The 17,282-nt window shown below is 70.8% G+C and carries 11 protein-coding genes; 3 read left to right on the forward strand and 8 right to left on the reverse strand.

Features of this window, described 5'->3' with window-relative positions; all coding sequences use genetic code 11:
- Positions 1-51 precede the first annotated feature (51 nt).
- Positions 52-1,122 carry an adenosine deaminase gene (locus A6A25_RS00745; protein ID WP_073885768.1) on the reverse strand — a complete coding sequence of 357 codons (1,071 nt, stop codon included), beginning with the start codon at positions 1,120-1,122 and terminating at the stop codon, positions 52-54.
- 407 nt (positions 1,123-1,529) lie between these two features.
- On the opposite strand from A6A25_RS00745, the gene A6A25_RS00750 reads away from it, so the two are divergent.
- Complete coding sequence (locus A6A25_RS00750; protein WP_073886335.1) at positions 1,530-2,738, forward strand: apolipoprotein A1/A4/E domain-containing protein; 1,209 nt, start codon at positions 1,530-1,532, stop codon at positions 2,736-2,738.
- A 458-nt stretch (positions 2,739-3,196) separates the two neighbouring features.
- Here the strand turns inward: A6A25_RS00750 and A6A25_RS00755 are convergent, their stop codons facing one another.
- From A6A25_RS00755 to A6A25_RS00780, 6 genes are all read right to left on the reverse strand, one after another.
- Positions 3,197-4,471, reverse strand: a complete 1,275-nt coding sequence (locus A6A25_RS00755) for a thymidine phosphorylase (RefSeq protein WP_073885769.1) — start codon at positions 4,469-4,471, stop codon at positions 3,197-3,199.
- A complete protein-coding gene (locus A6A25_RS00760; RefSeq protein WP_073885770.1) occupies positions 4,468-4,857 on the reverse strand; it encodes a cytidine deaminase in 390 nt (129 codons plus the stop codon). Before A6A25_RS00760 ends, A6A25_RS00755 begins: the two co-directional genes overlap by 4 nt.
- On the reverse strand, positions 4,850-6,115 hold the full coding sequence (locus A6A25_RS00765; protein WP_083667774.1) for an ABC transporter permease: 1,266 nt from the start codon (positions 6,113-6,115) through the stop codon (positions 4,850-4,852). Before A6A25_RS00765 ends, A6A25_RS00760 begins: the two co-directional genes overlap by 8 nt.
- Before the next feature lie 73 nt (positions 6,116-6,188).
- Positions 6,189-7,259 carry an ABC transporter permease gene (locus A6A25_RS00770; RefSeq protein WP_073885772.1) on the reverse strand — a complete coding sequence of 357 codons (1,071 nt, stop codon included), beginning with the start codon at positions 7,257-7,259 and terminating at the stop codon, positions 6,189-6,191.
- Positions 7,259-8,800: an ABC transporter ATP-binding protein gene (locus A6A25_RS00775; protein WP_073885773.1), complete on the reverse strand. Its 1,542-nt coding sequence runs from the start codon at positions 8,798-8,800 to the stop codon at positions 7,259-7,261. The genes A6A25_RS00770 and A6A25_RS00775 overlap by 1 nt, the downstream gene beginning before the upstream one ends.
- Positions 8,801-9,062: 262 nt before the next feature.
- Positions 9,063-10,193, reverse strand: coding sequence for a BMP family lipoprotein (locus tag A6A25_RS00780; RefSeq protein ID WP_073885774.1), 1,131 nt, complete (start codon positions 10,191-10,193; stop codon positions 9,063-9,065).
- A 372-nt stretch (positions 10,194-10,565) separates the two neighbouring features.
- On the opposite strand from A6A25_RS00780, the gene A6A25_RS00785 reads away from it, so the two are divergent.
- Both A6A25_RS00785 and A6A25_RS00790 read left to right on the forward strand, forming a co-directional pair.
- Positions 10,566-11,075 carry a YbaB/EbfC family nucleoid-associated protein gene (locus A6A25_RS00785; RefSeq protein ID WP_073885775.1) on the forward strand — a complete coding sequence of 170 codons (510 nt, stop codon included), beginning with the start codon at positions 10,566-10,568 and terminating at the stop codon, positions 11,073-11,075.
- A 17-nt stretch (positions 11,076-11,092) separates the two neighbouring features.
- A complete protein-coding gene (locus tag A6A25_RS00790; protein ID WP_073885776.1) occupies positions 11,093-12,751 on the forward strand; it encodes a WXG100 family type VII secretion target in 1,659 nt (552 codons plus the stop codon).
- Between the two features lie 86 nt (positions 12,752-12,837).
- On the opposite strand, the gene A6A25_RS00795 is transcribed toward A6A25_RS00790, so the two are convergent.
- Positions 12,838-15,429, reverse strand: a complete 2,592-nt coding sequence (locus tag A6A25_RS00795; RefSeq protein ID WP_143192900.1) for a hypothetical protein — start codon at positions 15,427-15,429, stop codon at positions 12,838-12,840.
- Positions 15,430-17,282 lie beyond the last annotated feature (1,853 nt).

Consider the following 17,282-nt stretch of genomic DNA (forward strand, 5'->3'; position numbering starts at 1 on the left):
GAGGTCGCGGGCAGCCATCGGAGCCCGCGACCTCTGTTCTGTGTGGGGCTGCTACTGCTGCTGCGCGAGAGCGGCGTAAGCCGGCTCGATGACGTCCTGGATGAGCGCGCGGCGCTCGTCGTGCGAGATGAAGGCGCCCTTCGCGGCGTTGACGGTGAACTTGCGCAGGTCGTCCCAGCCGAAGCCGAAGTTCTCGACCACGGTGGCGAACTCGCCGGTCATGGACACCATGCTCATCAGCCGGTTGTCGGTGTTCACGGTGACCCGGAAGCCGAGGTCGTGCATGTGCTTGATCGGGTGCTCGGCGAGCGAGGCCACCGCGCCGGTGTGCACGTTCGACGTCGGGCACATCTCCAGCGCGATGCGCCGGTCACGGACGTACGCGGCCAGGTGGCCCACCTCGTCGCCCTTGATGTCCTCGGCCAGCCGCACACCGTGGCCCAACCGCTCCGCGCCCGCGAGCTGCACGGCCTCCCACGCCGACTCCGCGCCCGCGGCCTCGGCGGCGTGGATGGTGAAGTGCGCGTTCTGCTGCCGCAGGTACTCGAACGCGGACAGCTCCTTGCTGGGCGGGAACCCCGCCTCGGGCCCCGCGATGTCGAAGCCGACCACGCCCGCGTCCCGGTAGCGGACGACCAGGTCGGCGATGCGCTGCCAGCCGTCGTTCTGGCGCATCGCGCACAGCAGCGTGCCGACCTTGATGCGGCCGCCGGACGCCGCCTCACCCTGGCGGAAGCCCTCCTGCACCGCCTCGACGGCCTGCTCCATGGTCAGGCCCTTGTCGGTGAACAGCTCGGGCGCGTAGCGGATCTCCGCGTACACGACGCCGTCCGCGGCCAGGTCCTGCACGGCTTCGGAAGCGACCCGCACCAGCGCGGCCTCGTCCTGCATGACGCCGCACGTGTGCGCGAAGCCCTCCAGGTAGCGGACCAGCGAGCCGGAGTTGGCGTTGTCGCGGAACCACTCGCCGAGCGCGACCGGGTCGGTGGTGGGCAGGCCCTGGTGCCCGCAGGCGTCGGCGAGCTCGATCACGGTCTGAGGGCGGAGGCCACCGTCGAGGTGGTCGTGCAGGAGGACCTTCGGCGCGCGGCGAAGGTTCTCCTCGGTAAGCGGGGTGGACATGGCCGTACCGTATACCGGCGACACGCCGTGTCGTTCCGACCTGGGATGATCATGACGCGGTATGATCGCCCCGGTGTCACCGGGTGTGTCCAGAACCACTCGGTCGGGTGCCGCAATCGCCGCACTCAAGCCGTTGTGCAGTCGTGATGCAGAACTTTGCGCTACTGGTAGCCCGACCTTAGTCACTCACACGGCGGATGCTCACGCGGAGCAGTCACAGGCGCGCTGCCGGTTACCTTGAGGTAGGGTCGGCGACGGTCACTCCAACGGAGTACACGCAAGGTCGATCCAGGCGGTTCCGGTCGGGGGGCGCTACTGCCCACCGGCCCAACCTGGTTAGGCTCCCGGAGGTCTCCCCTCCCCTGGACGAAGGCACCCGAGCCGTGAACGAGAACAGCAACTCCACGATGTCCTTCGATCGGATGCGCAACATGCTCACGCGCGCCGCGGAGATCCGTGAGAGCGAACAGCAGCAGATCTTCGACGCACTGGACGAGATCCACGCGCGGATGTCCCCGCTCGAATCGCTGGGTTCCGTTCGCAAGCGCCTGTCCGAGCTGCCCGACCGGACCGAGGTCAGCGTGCTGGCCGAACGGCTGGACGAGGCGCTGTCCAGGCTGGAGGCGCAGGACAACGCGGTGCAGAGCATCGGGCGGGCCGTCGAAGGCCTGGTCGACAAGCTCGCCAAGCCGTTCGCGCAGCTCGACGGTCGGCTCGACGGGGTGGCGGGCCGGTTCGAGGGCGTCGCCGGGCGGATGGACGGCCTGGAGGACAAGCTCTCCCACATCCACAAGCGCATCGACGACCTCGACGGCCACCTGGACAAGCAGGACGGCAAGGTCGACCAGGTGCCGGCCGCGGTGACCGGGCCGCTGCGGGAGCGGATCGAGGCGCTGGAGGCCGCGCTGCGCGGTCGGCTGGACGAGGTCGACGAGGGCGTGCACGAGCACCTCGACGGCACGCGCGAGGCGTTGCAGCGGTCGGTCACCGAGTCCGCGAACGGCTTGAACGTGCGGTTGGACGAGACGCGCGACAACATCAACAGCACGCGCGACGGGCTGCACGCGGGGATCAGCGAGACGCGCGAGACGTTGACGGCGTCGCTGGCGGACACGCGCAGCACGTTGACGGGCAAGCTGGACGAGGCGCGCGAGGCGCTGCACGCGGCGCTGGACGAGACCCGCGACCAGGTCGACTCGACCGACCGGTTGGAGGCGCTGGCGCAGCGCTTGGAGCAGGTGACGTCGCGGCTGGACACCATGGCGACCCGGCTCGACTCGGTGGAGGACGACTTCGCGGCCCGGCTCGGCGAGCTGTCGGGCGTCGTGGAGCAGGGCATCGCCAAGGTCGAGGGCACGCTGTCGACGCGGCCGGACGTGGACTCGCTGGCCGGGTTGGTGCGCAAGAGCAACCAGGAGTCGGAGCTGCGCATCGGTGGTCAGCTGGACGAGGCGATGGCCACGTTCGCCGAGCTGATCCTCGGTGGGGGCTCGCCGACCCCGCCCCCGCCGCCCACCGCGTTGCCGCGGCCGCAGCGGCGGACCCGGAAGAACGGGCCCAAGCCGGGTGACAACCGGAACGTGGACGATGACGACCTGACGGCCGAGGGCGCCTGATCGTAGGTACCAAGAAGCCCGGTCCGCTGGTGCGGGCCGGGTTTTTGGTGTGCGGGGGGAAGAGCGAAAGATTAGAGCTTAAAAGCGTCCTCGCCGGACGGGCAGATCAGCAGGATGACATCCACCGGCCCCGTTCGGGGTCTGGTTGTGTCGGGAACTCCGGCTGGGTTGGTGGGTCCGGACTCCGTGCCATCCCACCGACCTCCCTCCGGGCTACCACACGTGTCAAGGGAGCGCGAGGCCACGGTGAAGTAGCAGGCAGAGCTGGACGCGCTCCCCTTGACACGTGCGGTAGGGCAAAGCCAGGTCGGCGGGATGACACGAAGCCCTCCTTTGTGAGGAAGGGCGTGCGTGCCAGTGGAGGAGAGGGAGGCCGCGGCGGGTCGTGCTGCGCAGGGGTCCCCGGCAAGGGGATCCCTTGTCGTGATTTTACCGAGGGGGTCCGACAGAAGTCGGGGTCAGCCGCGGATGGTGTCGAGGATCAGTGGGGTGGTCGGGGGTGGGGTGTCGCCGATTTCGTAGCCGTTGGTGAGGGATTGCAGGGCTGCGGGGATGGCGTCGGGAGTGTCGGTGTGCAGTTCGAGGAGGGGTTGGTCCTTGGTGAGCCGGTCGCCCGGTTTGGCCAGGCAGAGGATGCCGGCGGCCGGTTGGACCGGGTCTTCCTTGCGGGCGCGGCCGGCGCCCAGGCGCCAGGCGGCGACGCCCACGGCGTAGGCGTCGAGGGTCGTCAGGTAGCCGTCGGCGGGGGCGGTGACGAGGTGTTTGTGCTTGGCGGTGGGGAGGGGGGCGTCCGGGTCGCCGCCTTGGGCGCGGATCATCCTGGCCCAGGTTTCGTAGGCTTCGCCGGAGGCGAGGACGTCGCGGGGGGATGCGGTGATGCCCGCGCGGGACAGCATTTCGTCGGCCAGGGCGATGGTCAGGTCGATGACGTCCCGCGGGCCGCCGCCGCGGAGGACTTCGACGGATTCGGCGACCTCGACGGCGTTGCCCACCGCGTTGCCCAAGGGGACGGACATGTCGGTGAGCAGTGCCGAGACGCGGAGGCCGTGGTCGGTGCCGATGGAGACCAGGGCGGTGGCCAGGGCGCGGGCTTGATCCGGGGACTTCATGAACGCGCCCGAGCCGAACTTGACGTCCAGGACCAGGGCTTCGGCGCCCTCGGCGATCTTCTTGGACATGATCGACGAGGCGATCAGCGGGATCGACTCGACGGTGGCGGTCACGTCGCGCAGCGCGTAGAGCTTCTTGTCGGCGGGGGCGAGGCCGGTGGTGGCAGCGCAGATGACCGCACCCACCGAGCGCAGTTGGGCCACAACCTCGTCCACCGAGAGCTGGGCGCGCCAGCCGGGGATGGACTCCAGCTTGTCCAGGGTGCCGCCGGTGTGACCGAGGCCCCGGCCCGAGAGCTGGGGTACGGCGGCACCGCAGGCGGCGACGAGGGGTGCGAGGGGCAGGGTGATCTTGTCGCCGACGCCGCCGGTGGAGTGCTTGTCGACGGTGGGGCGGCCGACGTCCAGGGTCAGCTTCTCGCCGGAGTCGACCATGGCCCTGGTCCAACGCGCGGTCTCGGTGGAGTCCATGCCGTTGAGGAAGATGGCCATGGCGAGCGCCGACATCTGCTCGTCGGCCACGACGCCGTTGGTGTAGGCGTCGACGACCCAGTCGATCTGGTCGTCGGTCAGGCGGTGGCCGTCGCGCTTGGCCTGGATCACGTCCACTGCGGTGTGGGTCATGGCAGGTCCTCCGGACCGAAGGCGTCCGGCAGGACCCTGCTCATCGGCAGGATGCCGGACGGGGTGTCGATCAGGCACGGTGCGCCGCCGAGTTCGTAGATCACCTGGCGGCACCGGCCGCACGGCATCAGCAGCTCACCCGCGCCGCTGCGGCAGGCCAGGGCGACGAGCCTGCCGCCGCCGGTGAGCACGAACTGGCCGGCGAGCGTGCACTCGGCGCACAGGCCGACGCCGTAGGCGGCGTTCTCCACGTTGCAGCCGACGACGATCCGGCCGTCGTCGCACAGGGCCGCCGCCCCTACCCGGAGTCCCGAGTAGGGGCAGTAGGCGGACTGGGCGGCCTCGACGGCGCGGGTCCGCAGCAGGTCCCAGTCGACGTCAACCACGGCGGTACACCACGCCGTCCGCCGCGGGCATGCGCAATCGCTGGGAGGCGACCGCGAGGACGATCAGGGTGACCAGGTGCGGCGCGTAGGTGGTCAGCTCGCTGGGCACCTCGTCCACCGAGTAGTACACCGCGTACAGCAGGCCGGCGGCCAGGATGCCGAACGCGGCGGCGAACCAGCGGCGGCGGATGAGCTGCCAGATCACGATGACCACGAGCAGCAGGACGGCGCCGTAGACCAGGGCGAGGAACGTCTTGCCGCCCGAGCGCAGTTGCAGGCCGTCGGCGTAGCCGAACAGGGCCGCGCCGCCCAGGAGGCCGCCGGGGCGCCAGTTGCCGAAGATCATGGCGGCGAGGCCGATGAAGCCGCGGCCGTTGGTCTGGCCTTCCAGGTAGCCGGGCTGGCCGGGGTTGAGCACGAGGGCCGCGCCGCCGATGCCGGCCAGCGCGCCGGAGCCGATCACGGCGACGTACTTGTACCAGTAGACGTTGACGCCGAGGGACTCCGCGGCGACCGGGTTCTCGCCGCACGACCGCAGGCGCAGGCCGAACCGGGTCCGCCAGAGCACCAGGTAGCTGCCGATCACCAGCAGGATCGCGAGCATGGTGAGCGGGGAGACGCCGGTGACCAGGCCGCGCAGGATGCCGGCGACGTCGGACAGGCCCACTCGTTGCTGTGCTTCGAGTTCGCCCAGCCAGTCGGACAGGCCGGAGGCCGAGTAGGTGTCGAACTTCGGCACCGCGGGTGATTCGCGGGGGTTGTTCGACAGGGGGAAGAAGATCAGCGTGGACAGGTACTTGGTCAGACCGGCGCCGAGCAGGTTGATCGCGACGCCGGACACGATGTGGTTCACGCCGAACGTCACCGTGGCGATGGCGTGCAGGAGGCCGCCCAGGGCGCCGAACACGGCCGCCGCGACCAGCGCCGCCCACGGGCCCCACTGGTAGCCGGCCCAGGCCGCACCCCACGTGCCCATGATCATCATGCCTTCGAGGCCGATGTTCACCACGCCCGCGCGTTCCGCCCAGAGGCCACCGAGAGCGGCCAGGAGGATCGGCAACGCGAGCCGCACGGCGGTCTGGATGGTGCCGGTGGACGTCAACTGCGGCACGTCGGTCAGGTAGGACGTGGTCGACAGCAGCACGACCGCGCCGGCCACGCCCAAGGCGCCGATGGCCCAGCCGGGGATCCGACGCGCCTTGCGCGGCGGCGGAACGGTGGCGGGAGCCTCGGAAGGGTTCATCAAGGAAGTACTCATGCCGCCTCCTCGCTAGAGCTCGTCGGCGACAGAGCACGGTACGCAGTGTTGAATGATTCGCTCGCAAGCTCGCTCATGCCGCATCCACCGTTCCGAGCTGCCGGCCGACCTGCCGCTGTTGAGCGGCCAGTTCGAACCGGCGGACCACCTCGTAGGCCACGACGACCGACAGCACGATCGCGCCCTGCATGATCGTCACGATCTCCCGTGACACGCCGACGTTGTCCAGCGCGAGACCCGACTTGTCCAAGAACGCCCACAGCAGCGCGCCGAACGCGATGCCGCCCGGGTGGTTGCGCCCGAGCAGCGCGATCGCGATGCCGGAGAACCCGATGCCCGCCGGGAAGTTCAGGTTGTAGGTGTGGTCGCGGCCCAGGATCTCCGGCATGGAGACCAGGCCCGCGATGGCGCCGGAGAGCAGCATCGCGATCAGGACCATCTTCTTGGCGTTCACACCACCCGCGGCGGCGGCCGTGGACGACTCGCCGGACGCCCGCAGCTCGAAGCCGAACCGGGTGCGGTTCATCATCACCCAGTAGCCGATGCCCAGCAGCGCGGCCAGGAACACCAGGCCGAACACCGTGCCGGACGAGCCGAACGAGATGCCGGGCACCCAGCCGCTCTCCGGGATCTCCGGGGTGCGGATGTTATTGCCGCGCAGCTCGCCGAACACGTCCGCGCCGATCAGGTACGCGGCCAGGCCGAGCGCCAGGCCGTTCATCATGATCGTGGAGATGACCTCGTTGACGCCGCGCGTCACCTTCAGGATCGCCGGGATCGCGGCCCACAGCGCGCCCGCGACGGCGGCGGTCAGGATGATCACCAGGGCGTGGATGCCGGGTGGCAGCGCGATCGAGCCGCCGACCACCGCCGCGACGACCGCCGCGACCCGGTACTGGCCCTCGACGCCGATGTTGAACAGGTTCATCTGGAACCCGATCGCCACCGCCAGCGCCGCGATGTAGTAGGTGCCGGTGCTGTTGATGATGTCCACCGCGGTGGTGCCCTCACCGACCTGCGCGAACATCACCCCGAACGCCTGCAGCGGGTTCGCGCCGGACACCACCAGCGCGATACCGCACAGCAGGGCGGAGAACAGGATCGCCAGCACGGGCGGCAGCAGTTTGCCGCGCAAGATTCCCATTACTCGCCTTCCGATTCCGACGCCTGCTCGGCGCTCGTGGCGCCCGTCATCGCACTGCCGAGGTCTTCCGGGGTGACCGTGGCCGGGTCGGCGTCCGCGACCAGCCGGCCGCGCAGCATCACCCGGATGGTGTCGGACAGGCCGATCAGCTCGTCCAGGTCCGCCGAGATCAGCAGCACGGCCAGGCCGCGGGCGCGGGCGTTGCGGATCTCGTCCCAGATCAGCGCCTGGGCGCCGACGTCCACGCCGCGCGTCGGGTGCGACGCGATGAGCAGCACGGGGTCGCCGGACAGCTCGCGGCCGACCACGAGCTTCTGCTGGTTGCCGCCGGACAGCGCGACGGCGGCCACGTCGATGCCCGGTGTGCGCACGTCGAAGTCCTCGACGATGCGCTTGGTGTCCTGCTTCGCGCCCGCGAGGTCGAGCCACTGGCCCTTCGACACGGGACGGCGGGTCTGGTAGCCGAGGATGCGGTTGGCCCACAGCGGCTGCGTGAGCAGCAGGCCTTGGCGGTGCCGGTCCTCGGGGATGTAGCCGATGCCCGCTTCCCGGCGGGCCAGCGTGCCCAGCTTGGTCAGGTCACGGTCGCCTAGCAGCACGCGACCGTGGTGCGCCTTGCGCATGCCCATGATCGTCTCGACCAGCTCGGTCTGCCCGTTGCCCTCGACGCCCGCGATGCCGACGACCTCGCCCGCGCGCACGACCAGGTCGATGTTGTCGAGCACGGGCCGGGTGCCCTCCGCCGCGACCAGGCCCAGGCTCTCCACCTTGAGCACGACGCGGTCGGTGACGGTGGACTCGCGGGTCTCCGGGCTGGGCAGCTCGCTGCCGACCATCATCTCGGCCAGCTGGCGGGAGCTGACCGCCTTCGGGTCGGCGGTGCCGACCGTGGTGCCGCGGCGGATGATCGTGACGGAGTCGGCGATCGCCCGGACCTCGTCGAGCTTGTGCGAGATGAACAGGAACGTGAAGCCCTGCTCCTTCATGCCGCGCAGGGTGGCGAACAGCTCGTCCACCTCCTGCGGCACGAGCACGGCGGTCGGCTCGTCCAGGATGATCACCTTGGCGCCCCGGTAGAGCACCTTGAGGATCTCGACCCGCTGCCGGTCGGCCACGCCGAGGCGTTCGACGAGCACACCGGGGTCGACGGTCAGGCCGGTCGCTTCGGCCAGTTCCAGGATGCGCTTGCGCGCCTTGCCGCCGATGCCGTGCCGCGACTCCGCGCCGAGCACGACGTTCTCCTGCACGGTCAGGTTGTCGGCGAGCATGAAGTGCTGGTGCACCATGCCGATGCCGGCCTTGATCGCGTCGGCGGGCGTGCGGAACCGGACCTGCTCACCGGCCACCTCGATGGTGCCCTCGTCGGGCTGCTGCATCCCGTACAGGATCTTCATCAGGGTGGACTTGCCCGCGCCGTTCTCACCGCACAGCGCGTGCACCTCGCCGACCTGCACGCTCAGGTGCACGTCGCTGTTGGCGACGACACCCGGGAAGCGCTTGGTGATGCCCGACAGGACGACGGCAGGGGTCGTAGTGCTCAATGGAAGCTCCGTGTGATCTCCGGCAGCGCCGGGGCTACCACGCACGAGTGCCGCGACCGGCAGCCTCTGCCCCGTGTTCCGACGGTCAGACGGGTGGATCGGGGTGCCGGCCCCACGTCCTCATCCTGGCCGGATGGGGGCGTGGGGCCGGTGCCGCGAGGCGCCCTGCTGAACGCCGGAAGACGCGGTGGAGGCTGCCGGTCGCGGCGCTAGGCCCCGCGAGGGTGCTCGCAGGGCCCAGTGCGCCGGAGGCCGGATGGGGTTACGGCGTGGACTTGATGTCGATCTGGCCCGCGATGATCTGGGCCTTGTAGCCCTCGAGGACGGCCTTCAGGTTGTCGTCGATCTTGCCGCCCGAGGTCGAGTAGCCGACGCCGTCCACGGACAGGTCGAACACCTTCGGCAGGCTCGCCAGGTCGTTCTTCGCGACCGCCTTGACGAAGTCGTACACGGCGACGTCGACGCGCTTGAGCATGGACGAGACGATGACGTCCTTGGACTCCTCGACCGTCTTCTGGTTGTACTGGTCGGAGTCGACGCCGATGGCCAGCGCGTTGCCCGCCTTCGCGGCCGAGAACACGCCCTTACCCGAGGCGCCCGCGGCGTGGTAGAGCACGTCGGCGCCGGCCTCGATCTGGCCGGTCGCGGCCTCCTGGCCCTTGGTCGGGTCCTGGAAACCGGTGAAGTCGCCCGCCGGGGTCAGGTACTTCTTCTCGATCTTGATGTCCGGCGCGGCGGTCTTGGCGCCCTGGGCGAAGCCCGCGTCGAACTTCTGGATCAGCGGGATCTCCACACCGCCGACGAAGCCGATGTGGCAGGCCTTCGACTTGTAGGCGGCGATGACGCCGGCCAGGAACGAGCCCTGCTCCTCGGCGAACAGCAGCGGCGTGACGTTCGCCGCGCCCTCGACCGCGCCGTCGACGATGGCGAACTTGACGTTCGGGAACTCCGGCGCGACGACCTTCAGCGACTCGGCGTAGGCGAAGCCGACACCGATGATCGGGTTGAAGCCCTCGCTCGCGAGCTGGCGCAGCCGGGTCTGCTTGGCGTCCTCCGGCTCGTTCGGCGCGGCGGTCAGCTCCTTGACCTCGGCGATGCCGAAGTCGGCCTTCGCCTTGTCCAGGCCCGCCGCGGCGGAGTCGTTGAACGACGCGTCGCCACGACCGCCGATGTCGTAGGCCAGGCCCACCTTCAGCGCGCTGCCGTCGACCTTCTCGCTCGACGCGGCGGCGCTGGACGTCGCGCTGGCGGCCGGCGGCTTGTCAGCCAGCTTGCAGCCCTCGGCGGTGTTGGTGGACCCGGACCCGGTGTTGTTCCCACCGGTGTCCTTGGCACACGCGGCCATCGTGAGAACGCTGGTCAGCGCGATCGCGGCCACCGCGAGGCCACGCATTCGACGACGCACGGCTCGTCTCCCTCCCTGCTCGGCTAGGAGCAGACAAATCCCGACGGCCGGGCCGTCGGGGCTTCCGAGTGGCGAACCGTACCCCGTAGTAATGACACCCGCGCACGTACCGGTCCGCACGTGACCTAATCGTTGGTGCCATCGGGCGACTCCGCCACTCGTAGTGATCCGGTGACTTCCCGCCGTCGTAGCCGGTTACTCACCGTCAATACGTGGACCGGGTGAAGTCGCCGGGCGGCATCACGAGGGCCGATCAGGTTCGGGGGCCCGCAGCGTTGACCCGTTGGTGGGGCGTTGGGGCGGCGTTGGCGACCTCAGGTGCACTCCAGCCTGCACCGATATCCCCCCTAGGAGGTTGCCTTGGACCCCCAGCAGTGGCTCGACAACTTCGAGGCAAAGCTGGCCGATCTCCAGCGGAAGTCGGCCGACCTCCAGGAGAACGTCGAGAACTCGCAGGCCACGGCATCGAGCCCGGACGGCGCGGTGACGATCACGGTCGGCCCGAACGGCGGCCTGCTGAACATCCAGCTCGGCCACCGGGCCACCGAGCTCGGCTCCACCCGGCTCACCGCCGTGATCATGCAGACGGCCAAGGTCGCGCAGAAGCAGGCGGCGCAGCGGGTGATGGCGGCGTTCGAGCCGCTCGGCGAGGGCACCGAGGCGCTGCGGATGGTCAGCGACGCCATCCCGGACGACGAGGTGGAGGAGGACGACGAGCGCGACTACGCGGAGCCGGAACCCGAGCCCGCGTACGTGCCGCCGACGCCGCCGCCCGCGGCCCCGCAGAGCAGGCAGATGCAGATGCCGTCGCGACCGGCGCGCGCCACGCGTCCCGGCGACGACGAGGACGACAACAACCAGCCCTGGTGACGAGGAGACCCTGAACGATGACCGCCCCCGACACCCCGATCGACGCGCCACCGGGCTTCGAGATCACCGAGGAAAACAAGTTCAAGGGCTCCCTGTTCATCTCGGCCTGGGACGAGATGATCACCACGATCGGCAAGGACGCGGAGACCGAGACCGAGAAGGCGCTGGACATCACGTTCGCCGCGATCGGCACGGCGTCGTCCATGGCCATGCTCGCGGTCGACCCGTTCGGCACGATCCTCGGCGCGGGCATCGGCTGGTTGATCGAGCACGTGTCGTTCCTCAAGGAACCGCTCGACCAGCTGATGGGCGACCCCGAGGAGATCCAGGCCAACGTCGAGGCGACCAAGAAGCAGGCCGCCGAGCTGCGCGTGCTGGCCGAGGACCACCGCCGCGAGCTGGCCACGTTCGACGGGTGGACCGGCGCGTCGTCGGAGGCGTTCCAGAAGAACATGGAGTCGATGGGCCAGGAGCTGGACGCCCTGGCCAACGCCGTCGAGCAGAAGGCCAAGATCGTCGCGATCTGCGGCGTGCTGGTGTCGGTGCTGCGCGACATCGTCCGCGACCTGATCGCCCAGCTGCTCGGTTCGCTGCTGGCGGGCGCGCTGATCGCCGCCGCCACCGCCGTGATCACGTTCGGCGCGTCCATCGCGGGCTACATCGGCTTCGCGGTCGGCAAGGCCGTGGCGCTCGGCGTGAACATCGCGTCCCGGATCGCCCGCCTGACCGCGGCGCTGGCCAGGCAGATGGGCCGGATCAAGAACCTCGACGAGATCACCGAGAACGTCGGCAAGGGCTGGAACCGGTTCGAGAACATCGCCGACGTGGCCGAGGTCGGCTACGAGTCGTGGAAGGCGCAGAAGGGCGTCGACCGCGAGATCGACAAGGCGCTGGCGCAGGACGCGCAGAACGACAAGGTCACCGCGGCCAACGACAAGGCCGAGCAGGCCAACCAGAAGTACGAGCAGGCCAAGGAGGCGGAGGCGAAGGCCGCCGAGGAGGCCAAGAAGGCCAACGAGGCGCTCAACGCCGCCTCGGAGAAGGCCGCCGCCGCGAACGGCAAGGTCGAGTCGGCCATCGCGGAGGCCAACGCCGCCGCCGCGCGTGGCGACCAGGCCGGGTACGACGCCGCGATGGCGAGGTACGAGACGGCCAAGAGCGAGGCCGACTCGCTGCGGTCGGAGGCCGCGCGGGCCGCCGAGACCGCCGCGAGGGAGAGCCGGGACGTCGCCGACGCGGCCAAGGCCAGCACCGAGGCGTTGGACGCGGCCAAGCCCGCCGACGACGCCGCGAAGGCCGCGTACGAGGAGTACAAGAAGAACAACCCGGGCCAGGACGACCCGGGGCGCACGGCCGCCGAGAACGACATGACCGCCAAGAACGACGCGGCGAAGGCGGCGAACGCCGAGTACGAGCGGGCGAACGCGGACTTCGCGGCGGCCAACGCGGCGGCGGCCGAGGCCAACGCCAGGGCGTTCGCGTCCGGCAACGAGGCCGACATCAGGGCCGCCGAGGAAGCCTCGCGCAAGGCCGAGCAGGCGGGCACGACCCTCGAACAGGCGCAGACCGAGGCCAAGTCGGCGGGCGAGGCCGCGCAGTCGAGCTACGAGTCGTACCAGTCGCAGTACTCGCAGCCCGCCCAGGGCGGTACGTCCAGCAGTTCCGTCCAGGTCTAGTAGAAGAACACCGGAGGACCGGCCATGGCACGCGGTGGTGGCGGCGGCGTCGACACGAACTCGGACCCGAACTCCTCGGGGGGCAGTCAGTCGACGCCACCGCCGCCACCCCCGCCGCGGCCGCCGGGCGGGCCGACCGGCAACTCCGGCTTCGGCATGGACCCGAACTCGATGGAGGGACTGCAGAAGCGGGCCGGTGACCTGCAGTCCCGCCTGGCGGCGATCTCCGGCGGGTTGCAGGGGCTCAAGCTCGGGCCGAACGCGCTCGGTCCGATCGGGATCGTCGCCGTGCCCGCGTTGAACAGCTCCAACGACGCCTCGGTCGAGCAGGCGAACAAGGCGTCGACCGCCATGGGCAACGTGCAGTCGGGGTTGAAGGCCACCGTCCAGACGCACGTGCAGAACGACCAGTTCAGCCGCGACCAGTTCACCAAGATCGACCCGAACTCGAACGCCCAGCGGCCACCGGGTTCGCCGGGCGGCGGTCCGATCGGCACGAGGGGGCCTGGCGGGCCTTCCGTCGCGCCGATCACGAACGTGCCGGGTGCGACCGGACCGAACGGGACCGGCGGGCCCAAGGGTCCGGGTGGGCCCTCGGTGACGCCGGTGAAGAACGTGCCCGGCGCTACCGGGCCCAACGGCACCGGCGGGCCGAAGGCGCCCGGTGGTCCCGCTGTCGCGCCGATCAAGAACGTGCCGGGTGCGACGGGGCCTGCCGGTTCCGGCGGGATCAAGGCGCCCGGTGGGCCGGCTGTCACACCGATCACCAACGTGCCGGGCGCCACTGGACCCAACGGCACCGGCGGGGTCAAGGCGCCCGGCGGTGCACCGGTCTCGCCGATCACGAACGTGCCGGGTGCTACGGGGCCTGCCGGTTCCGGCGGCGTCAAGGCGCCCGGCGGGCCGGCGGTGCCGCCGATCAGCACCGTTCCCGGTGCTTCCGGGCCCAATCCCAGCAGCCCCAAGACCACCGGCGGGCCTGCCGCTTCGCCGATCAGGAGCGTGCCCGGTGCGCCGGGACCGGTCGGTTCCGGCGGGGTCAAGACTCCCGGTGGTGCACCGGTCTCGCCGATCACCGGCCTGCCCGGCACGCCCGGCCCGGCGTCGGTTGGGTCCAAGTCCCCTGCTTCCCCCGGCGGCTCCCCGGGCTCGCCCGGCGGACCGGCGGTGAAGGGCGTTCCCACGCCGGGCAACGTCCCGGTGGCCGGTGTCACCGCGCCGGGCGGGAACACCGCGTCCCGCCCCATCGGTGGCGGGCTGCCCGGCTCGCCGACGGTGTCGTCCCCGCCGATGGCCGGCGGCGCGCCGATGGCTCCGGGCGCCGCACCCGGCGCTGCCGGCGGCACCGACCGTTCGAGCAAGTACACCGGCGGACCGGGCAAAGGCGTCTTCGACGCACCCAAACCACCGACCGACGGCACCATCAACAAAGCACCCGTCACCTCACCCTCTACGCCACCCCCGGCGCCGAAGCCGACCATCAGCACACCCGTCAGCACGCCGCCGGTCAGCACCCCTCCGCCCGGCAGCCCGACGAGCAGCGCCCCGAACACCACCACCGCTCCGCCCTCGACCAACCCGAAGCCGCCCGTAAGCGCGCCCCCGGTGAGCGCACCGGCCGCACCCCCGGTGGCCACGCCGCCGCCTGTGGCCCCTCCGGCCGCGAACCCGTCGACGGACCGTTCGAGCAAGTTCACCGGCGGGGCGGACAAGGGCGTGTTCGACGCGCCCAAGCCACCGACCGACGGCACCATCAACAAGGCACCGGCCACCTCGCCCTCGACGCCGCCCCCGGCGCCGAAGCCGACGATCAGCGCACCGCCGGCGCCGAGCCCGATCAGCACGCCTCCCACCGACGTCACCGCACCCAAGACGGTCACCCCGCCGGCCGCCGCCGCGCCATCGGTCACCCCACCCCCACCCGCTCCGGCGAACACCACGCCACCGAGCAACACCGCGACTCCACCAACCACCCGCCCGGCGCCGCCCACGATCACCGCGCCGCCGACCAACACCACGCCACCGGTCACCGCACCACCCGCCGCGCCATCGGTCACCCCACCGCCGGTGGCCCCGCCCCCGGCGACCAACACCACACCCACCAACACCGCGCCTCCGGCCGCCACCGCACCTCCGGCGACGGCCACCCAACCCTCGCCTGCCCCGGCGAACACCCGGCCCGCGCCGCCGATCGCCGACCCCGCACCGCCGAGCAACACCAACCAGCCGGCCACCCGACCGGCGCCGCCGAACCCCACCCCGCCGGTCGCCCCGCCACCGCCCGGGCAGCAGGCCAACCCGCCCGCCCCACTGCCGGGGTCCGCGAACCAGACCCCGCCACCCCCGCCACCACCCCCGCCGCTGCCCGGCGCCGGAAACCACACCGCACCACCACCAGCACCGCCCCTACCCGGGTTCACCAACCAGGCCCCGCCACCCCCGCCACCACCGCCACCCGGCGCCGGAAACCACACCGCACCACCACCGGCACCGCCCCTGCCCGGGTCGTCGAACCCGGCCGCACCCCCGCCGCCGGGATCCGACGCGCAGGCAACGCCGGCGGCGGTGGTGGTCGGGATCCCGGTGACGCCGCAGTCCGACGCGGAGACGAGCGCGGCCACCGCCCCGGCACAGCCGCCGTACTCGACCCAGCGCGACACCGCCCTCAAGGACGGCATCCTGAGCAGGCTGCCGGAGCCGCTGCCCTCGAAGATGATGGACATCGCGGGCACGCAGGTCGACATCGGGCAGGTCAAGGCCGGCTTCGACGCGTTGTTCGACACCCTGCGGGACAACCACGGCATCACCAAGGTCCCCAACGTGGACTCCACGTTGGTCGTGCAGCTCGACGAGCAGACCTTCGCCAAGCACTTCGCCGTGCAGATGGAACTCGACGCGGTCCTGAACAACGATTCCGAGCTCACGCCCGCGCAGCTCAGGCAGCACGGCATCGACAACCCGCAGAGCGTCCTCAACGAGATCCTGTCCCCTGATTTCATGGGCAATCTCGCCAACAACGACCCCGCGGCGCAGACCCGCCTCGACACGCTGCTCAACCAGGTCGCCACGGCCAAGGTCGACCCCAAACCCGGTGCCCGCCCCGACCGGGTCGCCACCATGGTCGACAACCAGCGGACCGAACTCGTCGACAACACCCGCTCCAACCCGGCGCGGTCCATCAACGGCCGGGTGCTGCTCAACACCGGCCACCTCGACGGCATGGCCACGAACCCCGACCACAAGGCCGACGCCATCCAGCACCTGCTGACCCACGAGTTCATGCACGCGAGCTCGATCGGCAGCGACCGGACCTTCGCGCACCGGCACTCGGAGGGAGGTGTGTTCAACCCGGGCATCAACCCCGACGAGGCGATGACCGAACTGCTGGCCCGCGAGATCACCGACGCCCTCGCCGAGCGCAAGGCGCAAGACGCGGGCCAACCGAACCCGCACATCCAGTACATCCAGTACGAAAACGGCAGCAACCGCTACCAGGACAACGTCGACGCCCTCAACAACGAACTGGACGCCGCCCCGCGGACCAGCGCGGAAGCCACCTTCCAGTCCATGCTCGACAGCTACTTCAGGGCCGACGAAGGCAACCCCGGAACGCGCCCCGCCCCGCCCACCACCGACACCGCCGCGACCGGCGACCCCACCCCGCCGCCGCAGGCCAGGGGCAACGACGTCATCGCCGACGAGTCCTGGCGGCACGACACCGCGCGCACCGCGGACTGGTTCGCCCCGCAGAACCCGCAGCCACCGGCGCTGTGGGACCCGGTGCGGGACAAGGCGCCCGTGCGCACGGTGGACACCGAGGGCGCCGACGTGCAGCGGTCGAGCACCGCGAACAACCTCGACTCCCTGACCGGCATCATCAAGCACGACGTGCGCCGGATGGAGGTGGCGCCCGGGAGTTGGGTGAAGGAATACACCCTCAAGGTGCACCTCAACCCCGACACCAACCTCACGCCCGCCGACGTCGCCGCCGTGCAGCAGAAGACCGTCGAGGGTGTCGACCGGTTGCTCAACCAGGGCTACCGGCTGCCGTCCGGGGACCAGTTCCACGCCAGGGTCGAGTTCGTCACCGACCCCGCCGACGCGCACACCACGGTCGACCTCACCAACTCCACCAACGCCGACCAGCTCAACTGGGGCACGCAGACCTCGTCGAACGTGCTCGCCCACGAGGTGGCGCACTACTTCGGCCTCCCGGACGAGTACAAGGACGCGCCCGGCCCGGACGCCCGCATCTTCAACAGCGACGGCAAACCGCTGCCGCCCGGCCACACCCAGTCGAACCTGGTCGTGAACGACGACGGGCTCATGGGCACCGGTGTGCACGGCGACCCGTCGATCAAGCCGCGGCACCTGTGGCTGATCGAGCGCACCACCAACAGCCAGGTGATGGTGCCCGACGCCGACCACGCGACCCTGCAAGACCCGGACTCGCCGCGCCAGACGCCGCCGCCACGACCGCCCGACCACGGCACGCAGCCCGACATCGACTCCCGACCCGCCGTCGTCGCCG

Source organism: Saccharothrix sp. CB00851 (genome assembly GCF_001905065.1).
Classification (GTDB): Bacteria; Actinomycetota; Actinomycetes; order Mycobacteriales; family Pseudonocardiaceae; genus Actinosynnema.